29 protein-coding genes are annotated in these 26954 nt (G+C 48.1%); 11 read left to right on the top strand and 18 right to left on the bottom strand.

Annotated elements, in window-relative coordinates:
• Positions 1 to 31 precede the first annotated feature (31 nt).
• The 4 genes from ASL14_RS14595 to ASL14_RS14575 all read right to left on the bottom strand — a co-directional run bounded on the left by ASL14_RS14595 (position 32) and on the right by ASL14_RS14575 (position 5998).
• Positions 32 to 1195 (bottom strand): AI-2E family transporter, encoded by a 1164-nt coding sequence (locus tag ASL14_RS14595; protein ID WP_134912127.1) that lies wholly within the window; start codon positions 1193 to 1195, stop codon positions 32 to 34.
• Between the two features lie 154 nt (positions 1196 to 1349).
• A complete protein-coding gene (locus tag ASL14_RS14590; RefSeq protein ID WP_134912126.1) occupies positions 1350 to 2372 on the bottom strand; it encodes an LCP family protein in 1023 nt (340 codons plus the stop codon).
• Positions 2373 to 2486: 114 nt separating this feature from the next.
• Entirely contained in the window at positions 2487 to 3455 is a 969-nt protein-coding gene (locus ASL14_RS14585) for a cation diffusion facilitator family transporter (RefSeq protein ID WP_134912125.1), read from the bottom strand.
• Between the two features lie 239 nt (positions 3456 to 3694).
• Positions 3695 to 5998, bottom strand: a complete 2304-nt coding sequence (locus ASL14_RS14575) for a DEAD/DEAH box helicase (RefSeq protein ID WP_223263999.1) — start codon at positions 5996 to 5998, stop codon at positions 3695 to 3697.
• A gap of 428 nt (positions 5999 to 6426) precedes the next feature.
• Here ASL14_RS14575 and ASL14_RS14570 point away from each other — a divergent pair, with 428 nt between their 5' ends.
• The 8 genes from ASL14_RS14570 to ASL14_RS29600 all read left to right on the top strand — a co-directional run bounded on the left by ASL14_RS14570 (position 6427) and on the right by ASL14_RS29600 (position 10075).
• The gene (locus ASL14_RS14570; RefSeq protein ID WP_134912124.1) at positions 6427 to 7071 is read left to right on the top strand and encodes an immunity 50 family protein; all 645 of its coding nucleotides are present in this window, start codon (positions 6427 to 6429) and stop codon (positions 7069 to 7071) included.
• 282 nt (positions 7072 to 7353) lie between these two features.
• On the top strand, positions 7354 to 7983 hold the full coding sequence (locus ASL14_RS14560) for a hypothetical protein (RefSeq protein ID WP_134912123.1): 630 nt from the start codon (positions 7354 to 7356) through the stop codon (positions 7981 to 7983).
• 49 nt (positions 7984 to 8032) lie between these two features.
• Complete coding sequence (locus ASL14_RS14555; RefSeq protein ID WP_134912122.1) at positions 8033 to 8554, top strand: SMI1/KNR4 family protein; 522 nt, start codon at positions 8033 to 8035, stop codon at positions 8552 to 8554.
• A 167-nt stretch (positions 8555 to 8721) separates the two neighbouring features.
• Complete coding sequence (locus ASL14_RS14550; RefSeq protein WP_223263998.1) at positions 8722 to 8961, top strand: hypothetical protein; 240 nt, start codon at positions 8722 to 8724, stop codon at positions 8959 to 8961.
• A 30-nt stretch (positions 8962 to 8991) separates the two neighbouring features.
• Positions 8992 to 9087 carry an immunity 26/phosphotriesterase HocA family protein gene (locus ASL14_RS28125; RefSeq protein ID WP_223263997.1) on the top strand — a complete coding sequence of 32 codons (96 nt, stop codon included), beginning with the start codon at positions 8992 to 8994 and terminating at the stop codon, positions 9085 to 9087.
• A gap of 97 nt (positions 9088 to 9184) precedes the next feature.
• Positions 9185 to 9745 (top strand): hypothetical protein, encoded by a 561-nt coding sequence (locus ASL14_RS14545; RefSeq protein WP_134912121.1) that lies wholly within the window; start codon positions 9185 to 9187, stop codon positions 9743 to 9745.
• Positions 9726 to 9962, top strand: coding sequence for a hypothetical protein (locus tag ASL14_RS14540; RefSeq protein ID WP_134912120.1), 237 nt, complete (start codon positions 9726 to 9728; stop codon positions 9960 to 9962). Before ASL14_RS14545 ends, ASL14_RS14540 begins: the two co-directional genes overlap by 20 nt.
• Positions 9872 to 10075, top strand: a complete 204-nt coding sequence (locus ASL14_RS29600; protein WP_442953155.1) for a DUF7716 domain-containing protein — start codon at positions 9872 to 9874, stop codon at positions 10073 to 10075. Before ASL14_RS14540 ends, ASL14_RS29600 begins: the two co-directional genes overlap by 91 nt.
• On the opposite strand, the gene ASL14_RS14535 is transcribed toward ASL14_RS29600, so the two are convergent.
• Positions 10065 to 11654: a DUF6138 family protein gene (locus ASL14_RS14535; protein WP_134912119.1), complete on the bottom strand. Its 1590-nt coding sequence runs from the start codon at positions 11652 to 11654 to the stop codon at positions 10065 to 10067. The genes ASL14_RS29600 and ASL14_RS14535 overlap by 11 nt on opposite strands.
• 208 nt (positions 11655 to 11862) lie before the next feature.
• Between ASL14_RS14535 and ASL14_RS14530 the strand changes: the two genes are divergently transcribed.
• Entirely contained in the window at positions 11863 to 13284 is a 1422-nt protein-coding gene (locus ASL14_RS14530; RefSeq protein WP_134912118.1) for an SMI1/KNR4 family protein, read from the top strand.
• A gap of 18 nt (positions 13285 to 13302) precedes the next feature.
• On the opposite strand, the gene ASL14_RS14525 is transcribed toward ASL14_RS14530, so the two are convergent.
• Together ASL14_RS14525 and ASL14_RS14520 are read right to left on the bottom strand one after the other, a co-directional pair.
• Positions 13303 to 13917, bottom strand: coding sequence for a TetR/AcrR family transcriptional regulator (locus ASL14_RS14525; RefSeq protein WP_134912117.1), 615 nt, complete (start codon positions 13915 to 13917; stop codon positions 13303 to 13305).
• Positions 13889 to 15433 carry a phytoene desaturase family protein gene (locus ASL14_RS14520; protein ID WP_134912116.1) on the bottom strand — a complete coding sequence of 515 codons (1545 nt, stop codon included), beginning with the start codon at positions 15431 to 15433 and terminating at the stop codon, positions 13889 to 13891. Before ASL14_RS14520 ends, ASL14_RS14525 begins: the two co-directional genes overlap by 29 nt.
• A gap of 391 nt (positions 15434 to 15824) precedes the next feature.
• Between ASL14_RS14520 and ASL14_RS14515 the strand changes: the two genes are divergently transcribed.
• Positions 15825 to 17057 (top strand): PHB depolymerase family esterase, encoded by a 1233-nt coding sequence (locus tag ASL14_RS14515; RefSeq protein WP_134912115.1) that lies wholly within the window; start codon positions 15825 to 15827, stop codon positions 17055 to 17057.
• Between the two features lie 405 nt (positions 17058 to 17462).
• Here the strand turns inward: ASL14_RS14515 and ASL14_RS14510 are convergent, their stop codons facing one another.
• The gene (locus ASL14_RS14510) at positions 17463 to 17822 is read right to left on the bottom strand and encodes a hypothetical protein (protein WP_134912114.1); all 360 of its coding nucleotides are present in this window, start codon (positions 17820 to 17822) and stop codon (positions 17463 to 17465) included.
• 226 nt (positions 17823 to 18048) lie between these two features.
• Between ASL14_RS14510 and ASL14_RS14505 the strand changes: the two genes are divergently transcribed.
• On the top strand, positions 18049 to 18318 hold the full coding sequence (locus ASL14_RS14505) for a helix-turn-helix domain-containing protein (RefSeq protein WP_134912113.1): 270 nt from the start codon (positions 18049 to 18051) through the stop codon (positions 18316 to 18318).
• 308 nt (positions 18319 to 18626) lie between these two features.
• Here ASL14_RS14505 and ASL14_RS14500 read toward each other — a convergent pair whose 3' ends face one another.
• The 10 genes from ASL14_RS14500 to ASL14_RS14455 form a co-directional block, all read right to left on the bottom strand.
• Entirely contained in the window at positions 18627 to 19505 is an 879-nt protein-coding gene (locus ASL14_RS14500) for a cysteine ABC transporter substrate-binding protein (protein WP_134912112.1), read from the bottom strand.
• 17 nt (positions 19506 to 19522) lie between these two features.
• Positions 19523 to 20278, bottom strand: coding sequence for an amino acid ABC transporter ATP-binding protein (locus tag ASL14_RS14495; protein ID WP_134912111.1), 756 nt, complete (start codon positions 20276 to 20278; stop codon positions 19523 to 19525).
• A gap of 18 nt (positions 20279 to 20296) precedes the next feature.
• Positions 20297 to 20974: an amino acid ABC transporter permease gene (locus ASL14_RS14490; RefSeq protein ID WP_134912110.1), complete on the bottom strand. Its 678-nt coding sequence runs from the start codon at positions 20972 to 20974 to the stop codon at positions 20297 to 20299.
• Positions 20955 to 21620, bottom strand: a complete 666-nt coding sequence (locus tag ASL14_RS14485) for an amino acid ABC transporter permease (protein WP_134912109.1) — start codon at positions 21618 to 21620, stop codon at positions 20955 to 20957. The genes ASL14_RS14490 and ASL14_RS14485 overlap by 20 nt, the downstream gene beginning before the upstream one ends.
• 220 nt (positions 21621 to 21840) lie before the next feature.
• On the bottom strand, positions 21841 to 23289 hold the full coding sequence (locus ASL14_RS14480; protein WP_134912108.1) for a SulP family inorganic anion transporter: 1449 nt from the start codon (positions 23287 to 23289) through the stop codon (positions 21841 to 21843).
• 271 nt (positions 23290 to 23560) lie between these two features.
• A complete protein-coding gene (locus ASL14_RS14475; RefSeq protein ID WP_134912107.1) occupies positions 23561 to 23983 on the bottom strand; it encodes a type II toxin-antitoxin system VapC family toxin in 423 nt (140 codons plus the stop codon).
• Positions 23984 to 24223 carry a hypothetical protein gene (locus ASL14_RS14470; RefSeq protein ID WP_044644405.1) on the bottom strand — a complete coding sequence of 80 codons (240 nt, stop codon included), beginning with the start codon at positions 24221 to 24223 and terminating at the stop codon, positions 23984 to 23986.
• Positions 24224 to 24315: 92 nt separating this feature from the next.
• Positions 24316 to 24888: a hypothetical protein gene (locus ASL14_RS14465; RefSeq protein WP_134912106.1), complete on the bottom strand. Its 573-nt coding sequence runs from the start codon at positions 24886 to 24888 to the stop codon at positions 24316 to 24318.
• Between the two features lie 23 nt (positions 24889 to 24911).
• On the bottom strand, positions 24912 to 26582 hold the full coding sequence (locus ASL14_RS14460; protein WP_134914551.1) for an ABC1 kinase family protein: 1671 nt from the start codon (positions 26580 to 26582) through the stop codon (positions 24912 to 24914).
• 1 nt (position 26583) lies between these two features.
• Positions 26584 to 26943 carry a phasin family protein gene (locus ASL14_RS14455; RefSeq protein WP_134912105.1) on the bottom strand — a complete coding sequence of 120 codons (360 nt, stop codon included), beginning with the start codon at positions 26941 to 26943 and terminating at the stop codon, positions 26584 to 26586.
• Between the last annotated feature and the right edge of the window lie 11 nt (positions 26944 to 26954).

Here is a 26954-nt window from a genome sequence, read left to right as displayed (position 1 = left end):
ACCCAAGAGTGCCTTGATCGACCAGAAAGCTCTATTTTTCGTAGAGACTCTCTCTGGCTTTATCTGCTTCATAGAGGTGTGAACGTTTCTTAAAGAAATTGAACAGATGGGTGACAATAACCTTCAATACAGCATAGCCCGGAACCGCCAGTATAATCCCTACCACTCCAAACAGATTGCCTGCCGTCAGAATGACAAAGATAATCGTGATCGGATGCACCCGGAGAGACTTGCCCATAATTTGCGGAGAAATAAATTTACCCTCGATGAGCTGCACAACTGTCCATACGATGACCATCTTGAGCAGCATAACCGGAGATGTTACCAAAGCTACAATTAATGCAGGCGTAATGGCTATCACGGGTCCCAAATAAGGAACAACGCTCGTAAAGGAAGCAATGACGGCAAGCGTCAGAGAATAGTCCAGTCCGATGATCAAATAACCGATATACAACAGCGCCCCGATACAGAAGCTGACAATAATCTGCCCCCGGATATACGAGCTGACTTGATGGTTAATTTCACCCATTATATGGTCAGTTTCTTTACGCAGCATAGGCGGGAACATTTTCAGAATCGTCTGTGGCAGCTTGTGTCCATCTTTCAGCAAGTAAAACAAAATGAATGGAACCGTGGCAATAGAAAGCACAGTTTCCGTTAATGCGCCCAAGAAGCTCCCCACACCCGTCCATGCATTGTTGATGAAAGCAGATATCTTTTCCGAAGCCTTGGAGGCCATCTCAGATGGATTAATTTGAATAGTATTCTGGAACTGATTCACAAAATTGCTGCCGATCAGCTTCTCGAATTGTCGTTGTACTTGTTCGCTGTATGCAGGCCCATTTTGAATCAACCCCTGAATCTGATCACGTATCACTGGCACTACCGATGTAATCACGATGGTAATAATCCCTAAGATAAGCAAATAAAGCACAATAATGGAGTATATCCGTTTGACCTTATTGCGCTCCAGCATATCAACCAGCGGATTGAACAGATAGTACAAAACACCGGACAAAATGACAGGGAGAATGATCGTTTTCAGCAGCACAATAACGGGGGTAAATATATACGAAATTTTGGTGAGCACCAATACATTTAAACCGATGAGCAGCAGTACCAGCAGGAATAACACAAACTTGTTGTTCAGAAAAAACTTTTTGAATCGGTCTTTCCATGCCGGAGTTGTTTCCACATGACATTCCCCTTCTCTATAAGCAAATAAGTGTAATGATCCTTCATACAGATAAGATATATTTTTAGATCAAAATATACAAGGTTATACCCGAATAAACATAAAAGCAAACAAAGTTGTACAACTTCATACAAGCTTTGCTTGCTTTGGGATTTTACGGAGTATCATTTGTCTTGGTAGCAGCAGAATCCGTCGTTGTGGTTACAGGCCTGTTTTCCTGCTCAAACAGGTTTTGTACAAAGCGCTTGAGCTTTCTCTGGTCCACACCCAACACCTGCGCCCCCTTAGCCGTTGTCTCTCGCACCAGCTCATTCGGTGGAATTTGCTGTTTCGCAATCGTCTTGGCATCGATATTAAAGCCCAATGAAGCCAATTGCAGCATTTCTGTTGTGCTCAGGTTCGTTTCAATATAAGGAGAAATGCTGTTTAAAATACTTGGCAGCTTAATCAGAGACGAGGTCGACTGAATTTTGCCACCCAGCTCGGTAATAAATTTACGTTGCCGCTCCGTACGCGTAAAATCGGAAGTGGCATCATGACGAAAACGCACATATTGCAAGGCCGTTTTACCGTCCATGTGCTGCATTCCCTTTTTCAGATCAATATCAAACTGGTGCTTATCTGCTTTGGAGGTGTAGTGCATATCCTTTTCGACATCCAGATCAATACCGCCCACGGAATCCACCAGCGCAATAAAGCCATTAAAATCCGTGTATACATAGTATTGGATCGGTATGCCCAGCAGGTCGCTCACCGTTTGTCTGGTCAGATCAGGCCCGCCATAAGAAAACGCGGCATTCAATCGGCTTTGTCCATGGCGCGGAATGTCGACGTACGTATCACGCAGGATCGACATAAGCGTAGCCTTCTTCGTGACCGGATCAACTGAAGCAACCATAACAGAGTCAGAACGTCCTGAATCCTCCCCGCGTGAATCGCCGCCCAGCAGCAAAATATTCACTCTCTCTTTTCCATCCCATTCCGGGGGAAGAGACACTTCTACAGGTTGTACATTCGTTGGGGACTGGCTTTGTGCTTGCGGCTTAAATTTCGAATCCTGACCGGTAGCGACCGAAATTTGATTTGTAAAATGATATATAGAGTAAGCATAATATCCGCCCACCAAAAGAACTGCCGCAGTCACAGAAATGCCCAGCCATTTTAATATTTTTCGCATATTTTCGAGTAACCTCGCTTTTATTCAACATCTTTCAGCTTATAAAAGCATACCCTCCCTGCAAGTTATCTGTCAATTTGCGTCGTCTGTTCAGCGTACACGATTGACCTGTGACTAATGGTAATTTTCCTTGTCTGCCACGCTGTTATTCTTATGTTCTTGCGGCGCCAGGTTAGCATTGTCAGGAGTGTCCGCGTACCATGGATTAAGATGCACAAGCACCTCGTAAACCCTCGGCTCCTGCTTCATCACAGCCCCTTTGATCAGCCGGATAATATCATGTCCCTGCTGAATCGTCAGGGAGGCATCCACAGAAGCGCGGATATCCACAATAATGTAATGACCGTGCTCACGGGCACGGATGCGGTCAATTCGCTGAACCTCGGCTACACTTAGGGCTGCTTCGGCATAGCTTTCGATTTCCTCGGTTGCAATCGCCTTTTCCATCAGTACATCTATGGATTCACGGCCCATCTCCCACGCCAGCCTCAGAACCAGCAATGCGACCACAAACCCGGCAATCGGGTCACCGTAGGATAAAATATGAATGCTCCAGTGCTCCCCGATCAAGCCCAAACCGATACCCAGTACAGCAGCAGCGGAGGCATATATATCCGCCAGATGATCCTTGGCCGTAGCAATGAGACCCTGGCTATTGGCTGCCCTTCCGATACGGATCGTATATATATACAGCCATTGCTTCCAGAGCAGGGAGATGATCGCCGCCACCAATGCCAGTATATGCTCCTTCGGCATCGGTTCAAACAGCGCCATAATAGAATGGTAGCCGATAAATATGCCGGCTGCGAACAAAATAACCGCCACCACGCTAGCTCCAATAACCTCTGCCTTGCCGTGACCATATGGATGATCCTCATCCGGCGGCAGACTCGATATACGCATCGCCCCCAGTGCCGTTGCCGAGGCGATTACGTCCCCGGCGTTATGCACACCGTCAGCAACCAGCACCTTGCTGCTGAACATGACGCCTGTAATGATCTTAATGCCGGTTAATAGGATGTTGCTGATCAGGCTGATCCACGCTGTCACCATAGCGCGTTTGCCCATATCCTGTTCCTGCATGATGTATAACCTCCGTATCTATCTTGAAAGCAACCGTTAACCCCAAGTCAATCGGTTACTTTCAAGGCAGCTAAGCTGCTGGTTTTCTTTAGTTGCTCAGCGCAGTAATGCTGCTTATGTCATCCTATGATGCTGCCGCATCGGCGGCATGGGTGGAGATTACAATAGCCCCGGAAGATGAGCCTCTCCGGGGCTATTATCATAACCATAGTTGAGCGTTCTATGAGAACACTCTTGCTTTATCTGGACCGTCCGAGACGGCCTCCCTGTCCTTGAGCTCCGCGCGGGCCGCCTTTGGCCTGTCCACCGCGACCACCTTGACCTCCGCGCGCGGAACCGCCGCTGCTGCGGTCATATCCGCCGCGTTCGCTGCTTTGCCCTGCGGAACGGCCTTGGCCTCCTCGCGCGGAGCCGCCGCTGCTACGGTCATATCCGCCGCGTTCGCTGCTTTGCCCTGCGGAACGGCCTTGGCCCCCGCGCGCGGAACCGCCGCTGCTGCGGTCATACCCGCTGCGTTCGCTGCTTTGCCCTGCGGAACGGCCTTGGCCTCCTCGCGCGGAGCCGCCGCTGCTGCGGTCATATCCGCCGCGTTCGCTGCTTTGCCCTGCGGAACGGCCTTGGCCTCCTCGCGCGGAGCCGCCGCTGCTACGGTCATATCCGCCGCGTTCGCTGCTTTGCCCTGCGGAACGGCCTTGGCCCCCGCGCGCGGAACCGCCGCTGCTGCGGTCATACCCGCTGCGTTCGCTGCTTTGCCCTGCGGAACGGCCTTGGCCTCCTCGCGCGGAGCCGCCGCTGCTACGGTCATATCCGCCGCGTTCGCTGCTTTGCCCTGCGGAACGGCCTTGGCCCCCGCGCGCGGAACCGCCGCTGCTGCGGTCATACCCGCTGCGTTCGCTGCTTTGCCCTGCGGAACGGCCTTGGCCTCCTCGCGCGGAGCCGCCGCTGCTGCGGTCATATCCGCCGCGTTCGCTGCTTTGCCCTGCGGAACGGCCTTGGCCTCCTCGCGCGGAGCCGCCGCTGCTACGGTCATATCCGCCGCGTTCGCTGCTTTGCCCTGCGGAACGGCCTTGGCCCCCGCGCGCGGAACCGCCGCTGCTGCGGTCATACCCGCTGCGTTCGCTGCTTTGCCCTGCGGAACGGCCTTGGCCTCCTCGCGCGGAGCCGCCGCTGCTGCGGTCATATCCGCCGCGTTCGCTGCTGCTGCGGCTGGAGCGACGTTCGCCGCCTGCGGATGCAGCACGCTCTTCGCGCGGCTGCTCCCGCTCGGTGCGGCCACGGCCTGCGCCGTCACGGCGACCCGCCTGTTCGCGGCCGCTGCCCCGGCGTCCGCCGCCGGAACCGTTGCCGCCGAAGGAACGGCGGTCGTTTCTGCCTGAGCGGCGTTCTCCGCCCTGCCGCTCAGCTGTATTGGCAGCAGATCTACGCTGCCCGCCGCCCTCGCTGCTGGTGAAGGTAACACCAGCAACCTTCTGGATGTTCCGAAGCTCTGGAACATCCCGTGGCGTGGCGAGCGTTACCGCCACACCTTTGCCTCCGGCACGGCCGGTACGCCCGATGCGGTGAATGTAGCTTTCGGCATCCTGCGGCATGTCATAGTTAAAGACATGCGTTACGCCTTCCACATCCAGGCCGCGTGCGGCTACATCGGTCGCTACGAGCAGTTGAAGCTTCGCTTCACGGAACGCCTTCATTACTTGCTCACGCTTGTTCTGGGACAAGTCCCCGTGCAGCTCGCCGCTCTGGAAGCCCATTTCTTGCAACTGCTCATTTAGCGCAGCAGCGCGGCGCTTCGTACGGCAGAAAATCACAGCCAAATACGGACGATCTGTATTCAGCATATCCACCAATGCCTGCTGCTTGTCCCGATCTGTCGTCTGTACAACGACCTGACGGATTTGGCTCACCGGAACGGAAGAAGCGGACTTCACTTTTACATCCACGGGTTCATTCATATATACACGAGCCAATTTGCGGATACCTGCTGGCATCGTAGCAGAGAACAGCATCGTCTGCCTCCGGTACGGAACTTCCTGAAGAATCGTCTCTACATCATTCAGGAAGCCCATGTGCAGCATTTGGTCGGCCTCATCCAGCACCAGCATTTTAACACCGCTCAAATCCAGTGTGCCGCGTCTCAGATGATCCAGCAGTCGTCCGGGTGTACCGATAATCAACTGTGCGCCGCCCTTCAGCTTGCGAAGCTGACGCTCTACATCCTGTCCTCCGTAAACAGCCAGCAACGACAAGCTTGGCTCCGTAGCCGCCAATAAGTTCGCTTCCTGTGTAATCTGGAGCGCCAGCTCACGCGTTGGAGCAATCACGAGCGCCTGCGGATGGCGCTTGTCCAGATTCATTTTTTGCAAAATCGGCAGTAAAAACGCAAGCGTTTTACCTGTTCCCGTATGCGCCTCGGCAATAACGTCCTGACCTTCCATCAACAGCGGAATAGACTCCTGCTGTACAGGTGTTGGTGCTGTAATTCCCTGCTCTTTCAAGGCGTCTACCCAATGCTGCTCTACGCCTAATGCTGCAAAATTCTTCAAGTGGTATTCACTTCCCTTATCTGTATTCAATATGTGTCACGTAAAATAGGTTCATGTGCCATATGACATCCATCGTTCCATAGTTCAGAATTCCCATTTTTGTATCGGTTCTCTTTCAACCCTTTTCAGGAAGGGAGCTTATCCGTTATCGTTGATTCTGTTCATGTAACCAAAACATACGGCCGCAATGCGGCTCAGGCCGTTCCATATATGACTTTCCTAGTATACGCGAATATGAACGGGTTTCCAAACCATTTTAATGAACAGTTGCAAAAGGTGAATTTAGTTGCCCTGTCATATATTATGATAGTAGAAACGCTTGAACAGGATACCCCCGATATGAATCATGTTTTCCAATCATGGAATCGCTTTTCTTTACCACATACTTGAAAAAATCCATTATACTAAACATCAGGAGGTTGAAACTTATGCATATTCAGATTCAAGACGTTGAAAAAAAAGAAAACGATTATCTCATTCATTACAAAGCCGGGGGCGCACTGCCGTTCGTTCCGCATGATATTGTTCTGATTCATGGCAAGCAGTATTTTATCGGCACGATTGTGGAGGTAGGGGCGGAACAGGCTCTTTTACGTATCAATCCGCAATATGAGAGCCAGTTGGCAGGCTCCATCGGGCTTGAACTGGCTTTCTCACCGACCGTCTCCATTCAAGGAGCAGATAAAATCGTGGAAAAGCTCGGATATTTCCCTCCCTTTCATTATGACCAAATTACAGCAGCAGATATCACAAAAGACCAGATAACATTAACGATTGAACTATCACCCGTTACCATACTGACACCCAAATCACCCGATCTGACTCCTTCGGCTGAACAGCCTTCGCTTTCCACGTCTTCAACGGCAACTGTACCCCGTTACGCGGTGACTTTTACTTTTTTAGAGACAAAGGAACACGAGCTGACCGCTATGGAAACGGAAAATATCATTTTACAGCTTGATTTCCGTTATGAGGAGGCGGACATGGTCATTGATATTGATGCACTGACCGGACTGTCAGGCAGCTTCCTGTGCAGAGGCATCCGTGCGGAGATTGCAGAGTTGAATGAATAAACAGGAGTCTCGGGAGCTGACCGCAGAGCAAATTAACACACTCGACAATTGGGTAGATACCATTTCCTAATACGGTGATGGTGCTTCTGGAGGGGGGCGAGGTCAAAGAAGCTTTCTGTTTCTATAGAGAAAAGGTATCCGGGAATGACAAGCAGATAGATACCTGAAATCCCCCTTCGCACAACATGCCCTGAAGCAATTGCTGCAACATGAAGAATTCGGCGTGTCTGCCAAGCGGGAACTGTCAAGATAATCGACATCCAAAGGAGAATCAACCTACTCATGCGAGTCAAAATATTTATATTCATACTTATCATCGGGGTAATATGTGTTCCCGCCTATTTCATCATGAGCAGCTTTGGGTTATTTCAAAATGAAAAGGTACTTGTACAGTACAAGGTTGCCGTGGACGTGGAGGGTGAAAAGTATGATGCATGGCCTGTCATCAGCAGCTTTACCGCTATAGACAAAAAAGGCGTCGACCGTCAGCTCTACTATCAGGCGAAAGGCGCCGGCTTGGAGTACCTGTTTCAGTTAGCCTATGGACAATATGAACTCAGGCCCTCCAAAGAAAATCCTTTTCTGGACGGAAGAATTCACTACACCATGGATCATCCCGATTACGTCCGGCAAGAGAAGAAATATAAGAACGCCAACGATTACAGCCAGTTACAGCATTATTATAACCAGCAGGAACAAGTCATCTATACTTATAACCCCGAAGCCAGACTTGACAAGGCATATGTTCGCTCCATCATCACTACAGGTATGACTCGCAGCTCTGGTGGATCAAGCAGTCAGGTGAAAGATAACTATATCAATATCACTAAGCTGTTCAAGGACAAGCTGGGAATTACCGTAAAAGTAGATGTGGACGAGGACAACAAAATCGTCACTCTATCCATGATATAAAAAAATAAAGGTTTATAGTATTGCTTAGATTCGAGGAGGATGGTTGTTGATGTCATTCGTTATGGAGTCAGGGCTTGCTCCTGCCGCAATCACGGCTTTGGAGGAACAGACACAGCGCATATTGCCTGTCGGCTACAAGCGTTTCCTTTCACAATATAACGGCTTTTATGTAGCCTCCCCTTTTTATTGCAATGTTCCCTTCGATAAAGTGGATAACGGAGACATTGATATGACTTGTCTATTCGGTTACGAGGTGGACAATAAAAATCATGACCTTCTGGCGCTTAACCATGAATTTCTGGATGAAATCAGTCATGTTGATAATGCGTTAATCGTTGGTGCAGATGCGGGTGATAATTTTTACGTTGTGATTTGCAGTGAACATACTCCTTATGTGTACTACTGGGATCGGACGCACCTTCATGCCTATGACGATAAACTGCACTATGATATCGCAGAGCAGGATGAATGCGGGCATTTATATTTGGTGGCGATGGACTTTATAACGTTTTTGAATCGTGTGATCGAACTGCTCAACGAACAGGATGCCAACCTTCCGTACCTAAAATAATAGACAGGTCTATACTTAGACTTCTACGGAACGGCGCAAATAAAGATAGGAAGGAATGATTTACTTATGACAGAAACACAACAATATCGTTTGGGGCCCGCTTATCTGGAAAGATGGGCTGTACCCGAAAACCCGGAGGCATGGATCGAGCAGGAGTGACCCCCCTTTTGCCCTATTTAGATGAAGACGGTGAAGATACCTTTGAGGTAAACGTGACCGCTTATTATAATGTCGATTGGGATGACGAGTTTTCAGACGATGTGGATGAGGATGGGCAGCTTGAACTGATCAACGGCGAGCTATGCGATTTTGAAGAGGTGAAGCGAAACGGCTTTGATGCAATCAGCATTACGATTACCAGCGCCAAAGGTCTGAAAACAGAGATCATTCAGGAAGAGCTGGCCTGACGAGGTTGCAAAGCCAAAGGAGCCACGATCATGGTCAAAAGAATCAAACATCAGGAAGGCGATATTTTTGTCATCCCTATGCATGACGGCAGATTTGCGAATGGAAGGAAAGAATCAGGAGACTAGTCGACCCCCATCTAGCCATTCTGTTGTTGAGGAATATTATAGCATATGACAAATAAAATGTACGTTTTTACGATCTTTCCGAAAAGGAGGAACGACGATGGAACAGCAACGCTTCAAGGATGAATACGGCTATAAATATGACTTTGGCGCCGTGATCTGGCGAGAAGAACAGGTAGCTGTTCATTGTCCCCGTTGCCAAGAGCAAGCTTTTATCTCCAAATCCAAAAAAGACTGTTACTACGTCATCCGATGCTCCCATTGCTACTATGCCTGTCAGGAACCGGAATCATTTAAATACGATGCACGCGGCGTATGCAGCCATTGCGAGCGATATTTTAATATAGAGATTCACGATGACAGAACAGCCACGCACAAATATACGAATATAGACTGCCCTCACTGTGAGACACACAACCAGGTTCCCGTACATCGCGTTGCCTCGCATGAATGGCGTACAAACGTAATTCAGGATGGAAAGGACCCTATTTTTCATCTCCAGCATACTATCTTGACTATGATGCGCACAGCTTCTCACTCGATCCCCAAATACATTAAGGATGCGAAGAATCGCCAGGCCATTTTGAAAATATTACAAAAGCTACAGCATAAGCAAGCATCCGAAGGAGGAAGCTCTGAGCGTGAGTATACAAACCTTTGACAACCTAGAAGCATTAGTTCGAGCCGTTAGCCAAACAGATATGAATGAATGGGTATTCACCAATCTGGAACATTTTCAGAGCAATCCTGTCGATGCCACCTATTATATTATCCCGGAGGAAGAGCTATGGAAGCTGGAGGATGCAGGTCTCACCGTCACGATGAAAATATTCCTGCGTCCCTTCCCGATCATCACGCACAGACATGGCTGGAGATAGCGACCGTGCAGGATGTCTTTGAAGTGCTACGCCGCAGTGGAAACGAGCCGGACATCCACCGCATCGCACAGGGACTTCAGTATTACCACGAATATGATGCTTTTATGGAATAAGAGATTCCAGCAGTGCTTTTACCTCAGGAGCAGCCTGTTTCAGGCTGCTTTTCAGCTTTTTCTCGCCGCCCCAAATTCGGTAAACGAGCAGCTCTTTGTCGTAATCCTCCAGCTTCTCAAGCTCCTCGACCAACACCCGTGCCTGCTCTACGCTTTCGATTCCAGACGACTTCAACGGCTTGGCACTTTGGTTGCCTGCCAGAAGAATCTTCGTCCAAACTGGAATCGTGTCCGGTGTCAGTCCATGCGCATCTGCAAAAACAGCCGCGTAGCCATCCTGTACCGACTGATGCTCCGTATCCACCAGCTTCATATAGCGAATCACCAATGGAAAATAGTCCGTTCCTTTCAGGCCCAGCCCCATCACCACATAGGTGCCCGGCATCGCCGATTTTTCTCCTGGCTCCACATCGTTGTACCACTTGAACTCTTCCATCACCATATCTGCATATTCAGCCAGTAGCGGGTGGAGAGCTGGGTATTCCAGTGCATTGGCAAAAAAACGATGCAACGTGGATTTAGCCAGCTTGGGCACAGGCAGGAAATTTTTCACCTTGCTCTTGAGCTTCAAGCGGTATTCCTTGGTAAAGCCCTTCTGTAAAATATCGCATACATATACGAGCGCTTCCCTGTAGCTCTCTTCTTCCTCCGAAAGAATATGAACCTCCAGCGTTTGCAAAATATCATTCGCTTGGCAGGCGACGCGCTCGCTTGTATATAGCGCTGGAATGCTTCCTGACCCGCTCTTGAGCCACTGGGCAGCCTGCTCCGAGCCTAGCTGTGCAGCGATCTCCAAATATTTCTGCCGTGCATCAGCATCGGTCGAACCCACTCGCATCGCGGTGAGCAGGAACATCTCCATGGCTGGCGCAGGAATATTTGAAGGATGAATATCGGACTTCGCCAAAAATTCATCTTCAGCCCAACGCTTTAAACCACTGTTGAGCTGATGTCTCCATGCTTCCTCACGATTGCGGCTCACTTTCACTTTTGCATCCATTCGATTCAGAAGCTCATCCATCCGTTGGGCATCTATAGGGTACAAATGAGGATCGAGCATGTGCCTCACAAAGAAAAAATCGTCCTTTTCCTTAGGCACAGCTTTACTGGCAGGGTTGAGCTTCTGCTCTACAAACTGCTGGATAATGGCTAACAGGTGCTGCCGTTTATCTTCGTTCAGGAGCGAGAATGTAAAATGACTGGATTTCTTTTCCAAGGCCACTTCCAGATGAAATTCCAGCCGATAACGAAAGAACATGGGACTACATTCTTCAGACTTAAATAGAGCCTCTATCCGTTCCCTGAACACAGGCATCCATTCGTCCTGCACTTGCTGGAGCGTTACCCCCTCCGTAAAACCAGAAATTTTCGTATCCGGTCTACGGTTATCCCAATCAAACGGTTCATAGGTATCCACCCATAGCCCGTCCTCCTTACAGGTCACTTTTAAGTATTCATGAATCCCTTCGTGAAGGACACTTTTTGTCTGGAATTCGGCAATGCGCTTTTGCTCAGAAGCGTACGCCTTATCAATTGCCTCGAAAATCGGATCTATGTATGCTTGTACCCCTGATGCCATACAATGTGCTCCTCCTTCATCCCCTTACAAATTGTAGTTCTAACGAAATTAAGATAGACTAATCTAAAACTATTTTATTTCCTGATTATAGCATATCTCTCATTTACTTTTGGACTCTATCCCTATAGATAGAGTGCCGGAATGAGATTCTATTATTCTTGCAGAAGCAGCATTGCCGGATTTTAAAGTAAGAGGAGGACGAATGAAAATGACGGCATATTTTGAGCAAACCCTTGAGAGGCTGGGGCATATCGCCGACCTTCTGAGACAAAACGGAATGCCTGACGTGGAATACGAGTGGACGGAGGGCATCCCCACAGGTGAGGTAACTGCGCTGGAGGAACGACTACAGAGACCTTTACCCGCCTCCCTGTCTGAACTGATCCAACGGTGCGGCAGCTTATATCTGTTATGGTCGCTTCCTCAACATTGCATTGTAGCTGATGTATCGGGACGTACAGGTGAATATGGTTTCACCTCTGATGACGGACTGAACATACTCGACGATATCACGGGTGAGTTTGGCTGGAACCATGAGTACATTAGCTATTTCACATCCTATGGGGAAAATACAGACTCACCAGCGGCAATGGACGAACATCGGTATCTGATTTTTAACTATAACGGTGCGGGCGATCCAGTGTTACTCGATTTGGCGACATCCACTACCGAGCCTGCGGTGTTCTGCTATGATCACGAGCAGGATCGGTTCACCTTGCTTGCGGACAATCTGCCCGCCTATATAGACACCATCCTCACGTTGCACGGCCTATGGGTATGGGATTGGACGACAGTGATTGACGAGCATGGCATTCAGCTCAAAAGTCTCCCACTACAAATGTGGGTACGCTGGCTGGATGCGTTCTGCAATGTGAGGCTGGAGGCTGCTCATTCGCTTGAAGATTTGATTAAATATGCCACGATGCATGGCGTAGATAATCCTGCCGTTTTGCAGGCTTTTCAGCCCTATGATCCGAAGGATATTTTCCTTGCCTGGGAGCAACGCATTCAGCATAACCCTACACAACTCGATACATGGGCCGTTTTTATAGGAGAAACCGCTGGCGACGGGGCTGCCGATTGGGTCCGCTCCTTATGGCAGCCGGGCAACGTGCAAGCGTGGACTTCTTCTTCGGTTCCCAATAGCTACTCTATTGCTGTAGGTACATTTGTATCCACCCGTGCCTACCTGACCGCCCGCTGTCTGCCCGGGCATGAAGGCTTGGCATACGTGTGCAATTACCTGCTACAGCATTCAGCGGTGGATGGTAAATTAGAAGGATACACCGCTAACGGGCAGCTACAGCATTTTCATTCACCACAGGTCATTGACTGGATGCGGGATAAGGTGAATCATCCCGTAGAGGGCTGGGCAGCGCTTTTCGCCCACTCCCGTCCTACAACTAAACAGTTGCTTGAATGGCTATCCGACAGCGAGCTTCATCAGAAAATCACAACCGAAGCATTGAATATCATGATTCAACGGGATCTTCTTCCCACTCTGGAAGCAGACACTTGGGCTAACATCTCAGACCTGCTTCATGCTTCTTTGCAGCTTGTTATGCTCAAAAAAGATAAACGCCGTATTGAAGCAGTGCTGGAGCAGCTTTCTGATTTGGAGCAATGTTAGCCTTTTGGAGCCGCTGCATCAGCGGCTTACCCCCCGGAAAAAGGTATCTATAGTGAATGAAATTAATTCATCATTCGATTTTGCCGTAGGGAAATCAAAATTCAGGAGCAGGGAAGTCAAGCCGTGCAGCATGCTCCATACGGATGTAGCGATCAGGCGCTCATCCCCTTGAGTTATGCTGCCATCATCCATAGCAGCTTTTAGTCCGGATTCAAGCAGTTCAAAGCCTTTAAAGCGTTCACTGTCAATAAGGCTGATTAAACTTACAGATTCCAGGTTGCTGATAAACAGGATATTGTAATATTCCGGGTTAGCCGTTCCAAAACGAACATAAGCGTCGGACACTGTTTTCAGCACATCCAAGGCATTCAATCCTGCTGCCTGCGCTTCTTCCGCACGCTGCTGAAGAGACTGTAAAAACATGGAATTTCCTTCTATCAGCAGTTCACGGACAATCGCTTCCTTATTGGCAAAATAATGATAAATGGTCGTTGGCGAATATTCGATCTGATCCGCAATTTTGCGCATGGAAACTTCGGCATACCCTTGGTTCAGGAAAAGCGAACGGGCGGCCTCAATTATTTTCCGGCGAATCTCACTGCTTTCACGTTCTCGGCGTTTGATATGTTTCATGAGTAAATGTACTAGCCCTTTCTGCCTGCCCCAATTTGGCGGCGATGCGATCAGCTTCCATTATACCTGAGTTCATTGCCCCTTGGAACCCGCCCCCCGGCTGTGTCCATGCCCCCACCAATGACAGGCGTTTCACCGCTGTTTTGCGCTTCAATCTTTTCATGCCGGACTGCCGGACCGTTTGTGCGTAGCCGTAGACGGCCCCGTCGGGATTAGCGGTATAACGCTGCATCGTGCGCGGTGTGCCCAACTCGGCTACCACCACTTTACTGCCAAAACCCGGATATAGCTGTTCTAGGCATCCCAATATCTGCTGTGTCACGGCTTCTTTTTTGGCTTTATATTCGGGACGTGCGACAGGCCAGTTCTCCAATCTGTCCAAAAATGTAATTGCGATGACACCCTTTCCCGGTTCATTGAGCTTAGGGTCCATGGCGTTATAATTGGTGAGCATCCAGTTGCCTTTGGTATACTGACCGCTCATCATGACTTCATAATCTGTCTCCGAATCCGGCTCGTTACACAGGATTAAGTCTTCTTCGGTGATGCCAAGCTCATGGGGTTCACATAATAACCCAAGATATAACTGGGTGAGAGACGTGCTGGTCTCCAGGCCGCTGACGGCTTCCAGCTCACGGTGGGCAGCATCATGGTTCGATAGCAGACGGCCATAGGTATGATGGGGACTGATACCGGACACAATCCAATTGGCTTCATATACGTCCCCTTTTTTCAGGCGTACACCAACTGCTTTGCCGCCTTTGAGTACAATCTCGGACACCTGACTGCGCAGGTGAACCTCTCCGCCGGCTGACTCAATGGCGGCAACCAGCGCATTGGATAAAGCCTGTGCGCCTCCCTGAATGTAATACGTTCCCTCCAAATGATAGCCGATCCAGGGAATGAAAAAATACAAGGCGGCAAGCCGCTTCGGGGGCAATCCATAATAAGGCCAGAGCGCAGTGAAAAATTCCGTGAATTTCTCAGACAGCCCGAACTGACTTACAGCCTCCCAAGTGGTCATTTGCGTCCAGCGGAAGAAGGTTCCTGCTTTGAGCAGGCCAGCCGCCTTGCGCCAGGAAGTGAGGGAAGAGGAAGAGAAGGCGGAGAAGCCTTCCTCAAAACGGCGAATACCTGCAAACAGGCTGTCGATGGCTGCCTTCTCAGCAGGGAACATGTTTTTGAGGAGCTGCACATATTCCTGCACATCGGACGGGATATCAACGATCTGCCCTTCCCAACGAATGGAATACGGGTGTTTTTTGCGGAGAGGTACGATCCGTCGGTCCACTTTGCAGTCTTTCAGCAACTGAGCGAAGCTGCCTTCTTCGAGTCCGCCGACGCCGTGCAGGGATACGTCAAAAGTATAACCCTTTCTTTTGAATTCAGTTGCGAATCCGCCGGCCAGGGTATGACTTTCAAAAACAGCCGTCCGGTAACCGAGCGCGGAGAGTCTTGCTGCACAGGACAAGCCGCCCAAACCTGCGCCGATGACGATAACATCATACTTGTTCATGATTTCATCTCCTTTAACTTAACATTGTTATTTAAATTAACACTGTTAAGTTAAAGGGATTATAACCCACAACATTACGTTTGGGAAGCCCCGGTTTTTGGGGTTATCTGCCGGGGCTAACCATCAAAACATAAGAAATTTAGCTCTTATTACAGCTGCAAAAGTTGAGATAATACAAAAAACATCCAAAATTGTAGCGCTTTCACTTGTCAAATTCCAATGAAGATGCTATCCTGCAAGTGGGATTGTTACTGAAAAGGCAAAACCCGAGTACATTTGTGTACCCGGAGTTTGCCTTTTTTTGATTTTATATCGATGCAGCATTATACAGTCAACCATCCCAAGCATGTGTAAGCGCTTTAAAAAAATGACACCAAAGGAGATCAATTTCATGCAAAGAAGACCTTTCGCCCTTGTTTTACTATCTTTCGTGTTCCTGCTCACGATCGTTTTCCCGTCCTCCAGCTCTGCCGCAGCATCCGATGTTCCAGCACCACAGGCCACCCTGCTCACCCAGGTACAGCCTTTAGGTGAAGTCGTTTCTGCCGTTGTACTGAAATATAGCGCCAATATCGACGGGGCATCCCTGTCCAAATCCAGCTTTCAGGTACAATCTGTGCTCAATGATGTATACACAGACAGAACCGTGACTGGTGTGTATACCAACGATTCTGGAATCATCACCAACCGCAGTACTCATGGCAAATATGTCGTGATCGAACTGGATACACAGGATAAAAATGCAAGTACCCTTACTTATGATGCAACGAGTGGCGTCAACCGCATCAACACGTTGAATTATTACATTAGTCAAAAGAAAGACATTGCAACTCAAAAGAAAGCAGTCATTCCAGCCACTGCACAGATTATAAAAGCAACCGATAAAGTTACACCGATCGTGGACGATTTCCAAAAAAACACCTTTGAAAATAAAGACGGCTTCAAACTGAACTACTTTACGTTTGAGCCTAAAGTAGAGTCTGGCAAAACCTACCCGCTGGTTGTGTTCCTGCACGGAAACGGTGAACGTGGTGACGGAAACGGAGTGAACCTACTGGCGAATGCTGGTGCCGTTACTTGGGCTTCTCCTGAGCAGCAAGCCAAACACCCTTCCTTCGTAATCGCTCCACAAAGCCCGATTGACCTGGAACATAAGTTCATTTGGGCGGATGAGCCGCGCAACAGCGCTGTAGCCGATCTGGTACGTGAAACGGCATTAAAATATCCGATCGACACCAACCGAATCTATATCGTTGGTATTTCTCAAGGAGCTATGGGAACATGGAGATTGTTGGAGAAAAATCTTGATTTGTTCGCCGCAGGTGTGCCGATTGCCGGTTTGACCAACTATGAAAAAGCCGTTAACATGTATGCACCTGTTGATCCTAAACACGTCGAAGTACTGAAAAACGTCCCTATTTGGGCCTTTCATGCCGTAGACGACACCTCGGTAAGCCCTAAAAACTCGCAAGAAATGGTATCTGCCATTCAAGCACAAAACGGAAATCTCATTCATTTTACTGAATATGAGGCAGGCATTATCAAACCCGTAGGGCACTTCTCCTGGGTTCCCGCTTTGCAAAATCAGGATATGATTGAGTGGCTGTTTGCACAAAAGAAATAAAATGATGTTTGTATATAAACCGAACTTAAAAGTTTCATATCATGCCACTACGCAGTCGGATAGTGCTTCCCATCGCCACCGCCCCCGGATTTCTTGAATAAAGCCTTTCACAAGGGTAGAAATCCGGGGACAAAAGCGACCGCTTCGCTTGTACAGCACTATTCCGCCTACTCCGTTTATATGTTCATTTTTGAACTTGGCTTATATACCTCTAAAAATAAAGCGCCAGGCGGTTCGATACCCGTTTGGCGTTGTTTTGCTATCTAAAGAAGGCACCTAAAGGATATTAGTAAATATGTAGCTTGCGTATGGTGGAGTTTATTTCACCCTTTTACGCTTCTGTGTTACATTATATAAGTAAAGCGAGAACAAAAATTCGAATCAGAATTTACGTTCGCCATTTTTTCATAGTCCTTTATTCCGAACTAAACCAAAGTCTATATCTTCCCGACATGTATTCCATAACAGTTCGTCTGTAAGAAAACTTAATGCATCCATGTTGCGCAATCGTTCGACCAACTCAGTAATCACATCTATGTCTTCACGTTGTACATGCCTTGCAAGAGTGATGCCACCTGTATCGCCGTCAACATATAGATGGGAATGATGTCTTTCCTTTTTTACATGTCGAAGGGTAAGCACGCTATTGTCGATCATCATGACGTAACGGTCCTTGATCAGATAGCCCTCAAAAAGCTCATACATATGCGGAAGATCGCAGGGACCAAGAATGAGGCTTACTTTTTCAAAATTACTTTTGTTCATTAGAATTTAGCTCCCTCTTTATGAAATTAGAGTATTACTATTAGGGCAGACCTATTAACAATTCATTAAAAAAATATTCTTAAAAAACAACAGTAAAACTTCTGAAGTACATTTAATGTACTTTTATAATAATACTTCTGTAGTAAAACTTCAATGATTTTCGTGATTATTTTATTATAACGCGATCAAATCCATACTTTAGATACACAAGAGGAGAATTCAAATTATGGATGTTAAAAATAGATACCATTTTAAACTTGGTGACATCTTGGAAGAACTTGATATTACACGTAACAGACTGGCCGTAGAAGCGAAAATACGTCCTGCTACCGTCATTGACATGGTAAATGGAAAAACCAAAAGACTTGAACTGGAAACACTCGTCCACATACTTGATGCTCTGAACAAATTTGCCCGCCAACGGAGATTTACACGGACTATTTCTCTTGCTGATATTGTTGAGTACATTCCTGAGGATGAAATGGACAATCATTGATTCTGCCTGTGATATTAATGTCAAAATAAACAAATTAAATAACAAAAAGACACTGTCTTCAATCGAGGCCACTGAAAAAGTCCCCATTGTTGAGAGTAAGAGAATATCCAAAGAAAAACGAGCCTCTAGAATCGCTTCTAAGGCTCGTTTCGCGTTCAGGGAGACATATTTGTACCCCTAAAATCTTTGTATTTTCGGAAATCAACAGTTTTTCAGTGGCCTCTCTTCAATACAGTGTCTTTTTGCGAATACGTCAGATCGTTCTTAAGCGGGTTGAGTAACCTCTTCTTTACATACAGCTTCCTCAATCATTCCACTTTGCCGCCTTCTACGACCAATTGGTCTGTGAAGCCTTCTCCGTAAACAGAGGTCAGTGTGTCCTTGTAGGCTTGATGCACAAAGTTTTCCTTGCCTAATGTAGCCAGCTCATTGTTGATCCAGTCTAACAGCTCCTTATTTCCCTTCGCTACTGCGGGTGCAATCGTATCCTGGCCGCCAAAGGCCGGAATGGTTACGGTGAAGCCGGGATTGGCTTTCGCCCAAGCGATCAGCTCTGTATTATCGTTAGCGATGGCCGCGCCGCGCTTGTCTTTGAGAGCTGAGAAAATTTCCGTGTACTGATCGAATTTGAGCAGCTTGATGTCAGGATAATTTTTCGTAAAATAAGTCTCAGCCGTCGTTCCTTTTGCGACAATCAGCTTCTGATCCGAGTTCTTCAATTGATCAATCGTAGTGATCGGAGCGCTGTCGGGTGATACAATGCCGAAGGATAATTTCATGTATGGATTAGTAAAATCGACCTTTTCTTTGCGCTCGTCCGTCACGGTAAAGTTAGCCATGATGATGTCTACCTTGTTGGATTGCAAATAAGCGACCCGGCTGGCAGCATCCACCAGCACGAACTCTACCTTGGACTCATCGCCCAGTAGATCCTTGGCAAACCGCTTCGCAATATAGACGTCAAATCCCTGATTTTCCCCTTCCGAATCCACGTAGCCAAAAGGTGGCTTATCCGCGAAAACACCAATTCGGATTTTGCCGTTCTTTTTAATGTCCTCAATCGAAGCAAATTTTGCCGAGCCAGAATTGCCGTTGGCATTGCCTCCTGCTCCCGCGCAGCCCGTCATTCCGATAAGCAACAAGCTTACTGCCAGCAATAATGCCGTTAACTTCAACCCTTTTTTCATCGTATTCATCCCCCTGTTTATGTAGTTTCATACTGAAATATATCCAGAAAGTGCTGGGCACGCTCTGTTTCCGGTTGGGTGAAAAATTGCTGTGGCGTGGTCATTTCGCATATTTGTCCTTGATCCATAAAAACGATGCGATCCCCCACCGACTTGGCGAATCCCATCTCATGCGTCACGATAATCATCGTCATCCCCTGTCGTGCCAGCTCCCGCATCACATCCAGCACCTCTCTGACCATTTCCGGGTCCAACGATGCCGTAACTTCGTCAAAGAGCATAATTTCAGGGTTCATACACAGTGCGCGTACAATTGCAATCCGTTGCTTTTGTCCGCCTGATAACTCTCTCGGATACGCATCCTTGCGATCCAGCAGACCAACTCGTTCCAATAATTGCTCCGCTTGCTTGAGCGCTTCCTGCTTGTTTCTCCGCTGCACTTTAAGCGGGCCTAGCAATATATTTTCCAAGACGGTCATATGGGGAAACAGCTCATAGTTCTGGAATACCATTCCGATATGCTGCCGTACCTCCCGCCAATTCACTTTTTTGTCCGTAAGATCCTGTCCTCTATATCGGATTTCTCCGCCTTGGACTGGTTCCAGACCATTGAGGCATCGCAGAAGTGTGCTTTTTCCGCAGCCCGAAGGGCCAAGAACAACCACGACCTCACCCTTCGTTACCTCCAGATCAATCTGTTGGAGTACCTTTCGATCACCGAAGCTTTTGTCCAGCCCTCGAATCTCCAGCAAAACCTCCACAGCCTCTGCCATGACGCCCACCCCATCCTGCTAATTTTGCCATCTGCGTTCGAATCTCTTGGAAAGTCTGGACAACGGATAGCATACAAGAAAATATAGTATAAAAATAAAACCGTACACCCAAAAGGATGCCGCTGGCGCTTTAATCACGCCAAGCTCAATAATCTGTTGTCCGACCTTTACCACCTCTACCACACCGATCAGCACCACCAATGACGTCGTTTTGATCATCCGTGTCGCCAGATTAATTGAACCCGGCAGCATTCGGCGTACCGCCTGAGGAATGAGCACATGACGGTACAATTGTCCATACGTCAAACCGAGCGCTTGCCCGGATTCCACCTGATGCTTGGGCAATGATTCGAGCGCACCACGAACGATGTCACCGATCTCCGCCGCACCCCAAAGGCTAAACACGATAATTGCCGTTAGTTCCCCGCTAATGTTCACATTCAGCAAAGGCGTGAAGCCAAAGTACACGACATACAGCCAGACCAAAATCGGAATAATGCGAAATGTCTCCAGATAAAGCCGTAATACAAATCGAATCGGACCCGACTTTAAAGTGCGCAATAGCCCCATCACGATGCCCAGCAGTGTGCCGATCACAATCGAAATAAATGCAATTTCCATCGTAACGAGTAATCCACCTAACAGACGTTCAAAATTGGAACCTTCAAAAAGCACATTAATCCCCGAATTCTGCATATCGCACCTTCCTTTCCACCCATGTCAGCAGCATCGACAAAGGCAAAAGCAGGATGAGATAAGCCAGCACCAGCAGAATCAGCGATTCCGCCGTTTTGTAGTACATGCCGATCAGGTCTTTTGCCACATTCATAATATCTAGCAAAGCAATGGCGCCAACAATGGAGGTTTCTTTGAGCAGAAAAATCGCATTCGCACCCACTGATGGAACACTGATAGCAAAGGCCTGCGGCAAAATAACATACCGCGCCAGTTGCACCTTGGACAGTCCCAGGCTAAGCCCGGATTCCGTCTGCGTTTTACTCACCGCTTCAATTCCGCCACGGAATGCCTCTGCCATATAACCTCCGCCCAAAAAGGTCATACCGACGATGGCACACGTCATTTCACTCATATGCAGACCTATTTTGGTAAAGCCATAATACAGAAAATACAGTTGTACCAGCAGTGGTGTATTTCGGGAAAGCTCGATATACGCTGTAATAATGCCGCTAATTCCCTTCACCTTGTAATACAACACAATACTGCACAACAAACCAACGATCAGCGAAAAAAGGATGGCCCAAAAAGCAATCTTCAATGTAAGCCACATCGCCTCACCATACAGTGGTAAGCTCTCTACGATAAACTCCCAGTCTAGATTCATATGTACATACCTTTCAATTTTCAATTAATCCTATGTATTTTGTAAGTTTAATAACAATGATTGTATTCCAGCCCAATTATTACGTCAATACTTTGACAAAAATTCGTCATATTTATCTATGATTTAGAAAGAAAACCTTCGTTTCATTTCAGAAATACATGCAAAAAAGCCTGAAATGGTTAAATTCCATTCCAGGCTTTGATCTATTCTATACGATTTATCACACCAGTGGCTCCGTAACTACAGGGCCGCCGAGCTTTTCCACAATCAAGCGGCTTTCCTCGTTCAGTCCCCGCAGGGTAATCAATTTACCGGATTTCGTGTACTTTTGCAGCACCTTCCCAATGGCGGTTACCGCAGAATGATCCCAAATATGCGATTGGCTGAAATCGACCACAACGCGCTTCGGATCATCCGAAGGTTCAAAATGGTCGACAAAATGAGTCGTCGAAGCAAAAAACATCGGACCTCTAACATGGTACACCTTTTCATCGTTGTCCTCTGTTGCGCTGATGCGAATTTTAGCCATTTTCCAGCCAAAATGCAGGGCACTCAGCAGCACGCCCACAATAACGCCCTTGGACAAATCATGCGTAGCCACCACAATGACGACCGTCGTAACCATGATAAATGTGTCCGCCTTGGGAACCTTGGCGATATTTCGGAGCGAATTCCAGTCCACTGTCCCGATACACACCATAAACATGACTCCCACCAGTGCGCCCATCGGTACTTCCTTCACAACCCCGCCGAGCACCAGCAGCAGAAAGGCCAGAAACATCCCTGCCGTGAAGGTGGACAAGCGCCCTCTACCTCCCGAGCTGACATTAATAACGGATTGTCCAATCATGGCACAGCCACCCATACCGCCGAAAAAGCCATTTACAAAGTTGGCAATTCCTTGCCCGCGGGCTTCCCGGTTTTTATTGCTTTTCGTTTCGGTCATTTCATCCAAAATACTGGCTGTCAGCAGCGATTCCAGCAGTCCCACCAGCGCCATCGTAAAGGAATACGGCAGTAAAATCCACAAAGTATGCAACGACCACTCAATCTGCGGCAAATGGAATGAAGGCAGTGAGCTGGTCAGCGTACCGATATCGCCTACGGTTTTAACATTTAACCCGAACGTATACGTGATGATCGTCATGATAATGATTGCCGTCAATGGAGCGGGAATGCTTTTCACAAACCTCGGCAAAATATACACAATGAGCAGCGTACCCGCCACCATCGCGTACATGATCCAATTGGCTCCGTGAAAGTGGGTGAGCTGTGCCATAAAGACGAGGATCGCCAGCGCATTCACAAACCCGGTCATGACCGGCTGCGAAATAAAGCTCATAAATCGTCCTATTTTTAAAACACCCAGCAGCACCTGAATCATACCTGCCAAAATAGTAGCCGCAAACAGATATTCCACGCCATGATCCTTAACCAAACCGACGACCAATACCGCTACAGCCCCGGTTGCTGCCGAGATCATCGCCGGACGTCCGCCTGCAAAAGAAATAACAATTGCCATTGAGATGGAGGCGTACAGTCCGACCATCGGATTGACACCGGCAATGATCGAGAAGGCAATCGCCTCCGGGATCAGCGCCAGCGCCACGGTCATGCCCGCAAGTATATCGGCCCGGATATTACCGAACCATTGTTGTCTAAAATTCATACGGTTTCTTTCCAGCCTCCTATATTAACGGAGAACCGCGTGTTGACCCGCAGCCCGGTATCGTTCCGGGCCTCCGTTCAGCGGTCAATCGCATAGGCTCTCCTATGATTCGGCTCGTTTCTCTCACACGAACCCGCCCGTTACATTCAGTCCATCATTATAACGTAAGGGATTCGCGGAAACGAGTCAGGTAAGAGGCTGTTTATAAAAAGAAAACAGGCGTTTCCTTGGAATATCGCCTGTTTCCTTCGTTTGATTCGTTTTCTTATATTTAAAATTTTCGCAATTCCTGAGACTCCGGTTTGTTAAAATTTATCACTCTAACCTCATACTCGAACTCCGCGAACTGCAAATCTTGATCCGCCGTAACCAATATCAATTTGTTTATGATAGCTGTCGCAAGAATCAAAGCGTCTGGGGTCTTAAGCTTTCTCCCACACTTATCTTTTTGTTCTCTTCTGATACGACCCGCTTTAATTGCAATCTCTGAGTCAACTGAAATAAAATCTCCGCCAAGAAAAGGTATCGAATTTAAGTCGGTTTCAGTGGGTAACCCAGCTATAAACTCGGACTGGGTTATAGTTGAAAAGAAAATATTTTCTTTATCTTTCTCAGCCTGTCGAATTACTTCATCCAAGGAAGAATCAAGTCTATGAAGGGCAATAGCTGCATTCGTATCAAATAAGTACCCCATCTATTCCCAATTCTCCCTGGATTGCTTGACGCTCTCTTCAATCTCAAGCAATTGTTCCTTACTTAAGCTGCCTCGCGACTTCAAAACAGCTTGCAGTCCCTTAGGTAATGAAGGCTCTAAATCAATAACCTCGGTTTCGCCTTCCTTAGTTTCTATAGTAACCTTAGATGGTTCGAACCCAATATCCCGAAGGAGACTTAGAAGGCGTATACGATGTATATCCGTTAATTTCTTAGCCATCAGAAACACTCCTTAGCCAAAATTAGTTTCCAGCATGGTCCACCTGATATTGGGGTGCTGAACACCAGCTCGCTTGATTCGTTTTCTTATATTTAAAATTTTCGCAATTCCTGCACAAGCTCTAATAAGGCGTCAGAGATATCCGGGTCGGAGCTATGCTGGAGCATACTCTCAAAATCAGGTAGTGCCCGCTTCAATAACCGATAACTATAATCGTAATAGCTCCAAAAGGCCACCGGATCATAGCCTCGCGCTTCTTCCTCTTCCCACTCCAGTTCATCTTCTTCAGGATCGGTATCTTCTGGCCACAGATATTTTTCATCCAACAGCATGGTCAGGGATTCGACAGACTTCTGTGAATCGGCTTGTGCATTTTCCATGTCCAATGCCTCGATAACTGCATGATAACACTCTAATTCGTCTAGCGTGATATCATTCACTTTTCTCGCATGTATATTTCTTAATAAGAAAAGCAAAGCCCACGGCGTAACCTGCCACAATGTGCCCTGATGCTCAATCAGATTAGCAATGTCATCATATTTTCCGTCCGATATCAATTGCGGCAGTTCGGTACCCCTGCCATATGGAGTCGTCAGACGGTGCCACGGCACATCGGTGATTTGGAAACTATGAATGGGGATGGTGTTGATCTCATGATTATCCATGCCTCATCCTTTCCGATCGGTATCTAAAATCTTCCCGATTTAAAAATAGAATATAGTAAAAAGGCAACCATTAAGAGAGCGACGACAAAGCCAATCTCAATCGCAGGCACATTCCACAGCACAGTCGCCTGATGATTCAGCGATGAACCGATAATCAGGCCGACCATAATAATGCTGAACGCCAGCAGTACGATGCTGAACGACAGGCGATTGCTGATTTGATCCAGCCTGCGCAGGAGCACTTCCAGCTCGGGCACGGTGACCTCCAGCTTGAGCTTGCCTTTGCTAATAATCGAAGCCAGATGCCTTGCCTGCCCTGGCAGCTCCATCAGCGTTTCGACCAGCTCGGTCGCACCGCCCAGCAGCTTGCCCCGGATACGACGGCCGCTAAAGCGCTCCTTTAACAGCTTGTTGCCAAAAGGCTCCGCCAGAGCAAGAATGCTAAGATCAGGGTCGAGATGCTCAACGACCCCTTCCAGCGTCAGCAGCGACTTGCCGAGCAGCAAGACGTCTGAAGGCAGGCCGATCCGGTGGCGCTGTGCTGCGCCGAACAGGTCGTTCAGGGCATTCCCGATGCTGACCTGCGAAAACGGAACGTCCGAGTAATCTTCGCGCATCTTATCCAGATCGGCACGCAGCGCGTTCATATCCGTATCTGGCTCAACTAGCCCCAGCCGTTCGATAGCCCGAACCATGGCATCGGTATTTTTGCGCATCAGCGCGATAATAAGCGAGGCCAGATGATTCTTCATCTCTTCACTCAGCCTCCCAGTCATGCCGAAGTCCAAATAAGCGAGACTGCCATTTTTCAGGACAAGCAAATTTCCCGGATGAGGATCGGCGTGAAAAAAACCTTCAATAAATATTTGATGCAGCATACTGTTGACCAGCCGCTGCGCCAGGTCTTTCAAATCATATCCACGACGTAATAGTTCTTCGCGATTGCCCAGATGAGTACCATCCAAAAACTCCATGGTTAATACACGCGAGGAGGTATGGTCCCAATATATTTTAGGAATATGAATATGCGGGTCCTGCTCGAACTGGAGCGAGATTTTCTCCGTATTGCGAGCTTCATGGTTGTAATCCAGTTCCTGAATGAGCGATCTGCCCAGCTCCTCCACCATCTGGCTAAGCTGATAGCGTTCCACCCATTCCCAGCGTTTGACCGCCATTGCAGTCAGTTCCCTCAAAATATCCAGATCCCGCCGAATGATGCGATTAACGCCGGGGCGCTGGATTTTAATGGCGACCAGTTCTCCACTGTGCAGCTTCCCCAGATGCACCTGACCAATGGAAGCAGCAGCCAGCGGAACATCGTCAAAACGGGCCATGATATCCTCCAATGACGTGTCCAACTCCTGTTCCAAAATGCCACGTGCGGTTTCAGAGGAAAAAGGCGGCACCTGATCCTGAAGCTTGACCAGCTCACGAATAATCGGCTCCGGCAGCAGGTCTGCGCGCGTGCTTGCCAACTGTCCAAGCTTAATGAACGCAGGCCCCAAATCCTCCAGCACCAGTCGAATCCGTTCGCCCAGCGTTTTGGACTCTGGTGTTTCTCTCGTCAGCCACTTGCGGGGCAGCGATAATAGCTGGAACAGGCCCATTTCCTCCACCATATAGCCAAAGCCATGACGCGCCAGCGCCATGGCAATTTCCCGGTAACGACCGGCGTGCTTTATACGAACCGCCATTTTAATCCAGTCGATTCCCTTCCTCAGCATCGCTCGAACCCGTAAGCGCCGCCTTTTCTTTTTCCATCTCCGCTACCTGTTTTTCCAGGGATGCCACACGTTGCTCCAAACTTGCGACATCATTTTCGGTAGGTATATCCAGCTCCTGCAAAATGCGGCTAACCTGCTCGCGGATTGCCGTTTTGAATTGTCCCTGTTCCTCTGCGCCCCGTTCGATCAGACGATCAACCAGCGCTTTGGATTCCGAGGGTGCAAGTTCTCCCCGGTTCACAAGATCCTCGACGGCTTTTTCCACCTTTTCTTTGCTGACAATGGTGAGGCCCCATCCCAATGAGATGGCTTTTTTGAACAAATCGCTCATGATATATCCTC

This window comes from Paenibacillus sp. IHB B 3084 (assembly GCF_001447315.1).
Classification (GTDB): domain Bacteria; phylum Bacillota; class Bacilli; order Paenibacillales; family Paenibacillaceae; genus Paenibacillus.
Note: the sequence above shows the minus strand (reverse complement) of the source record. Positions and strands in the feature narration are given on the sequence as shown.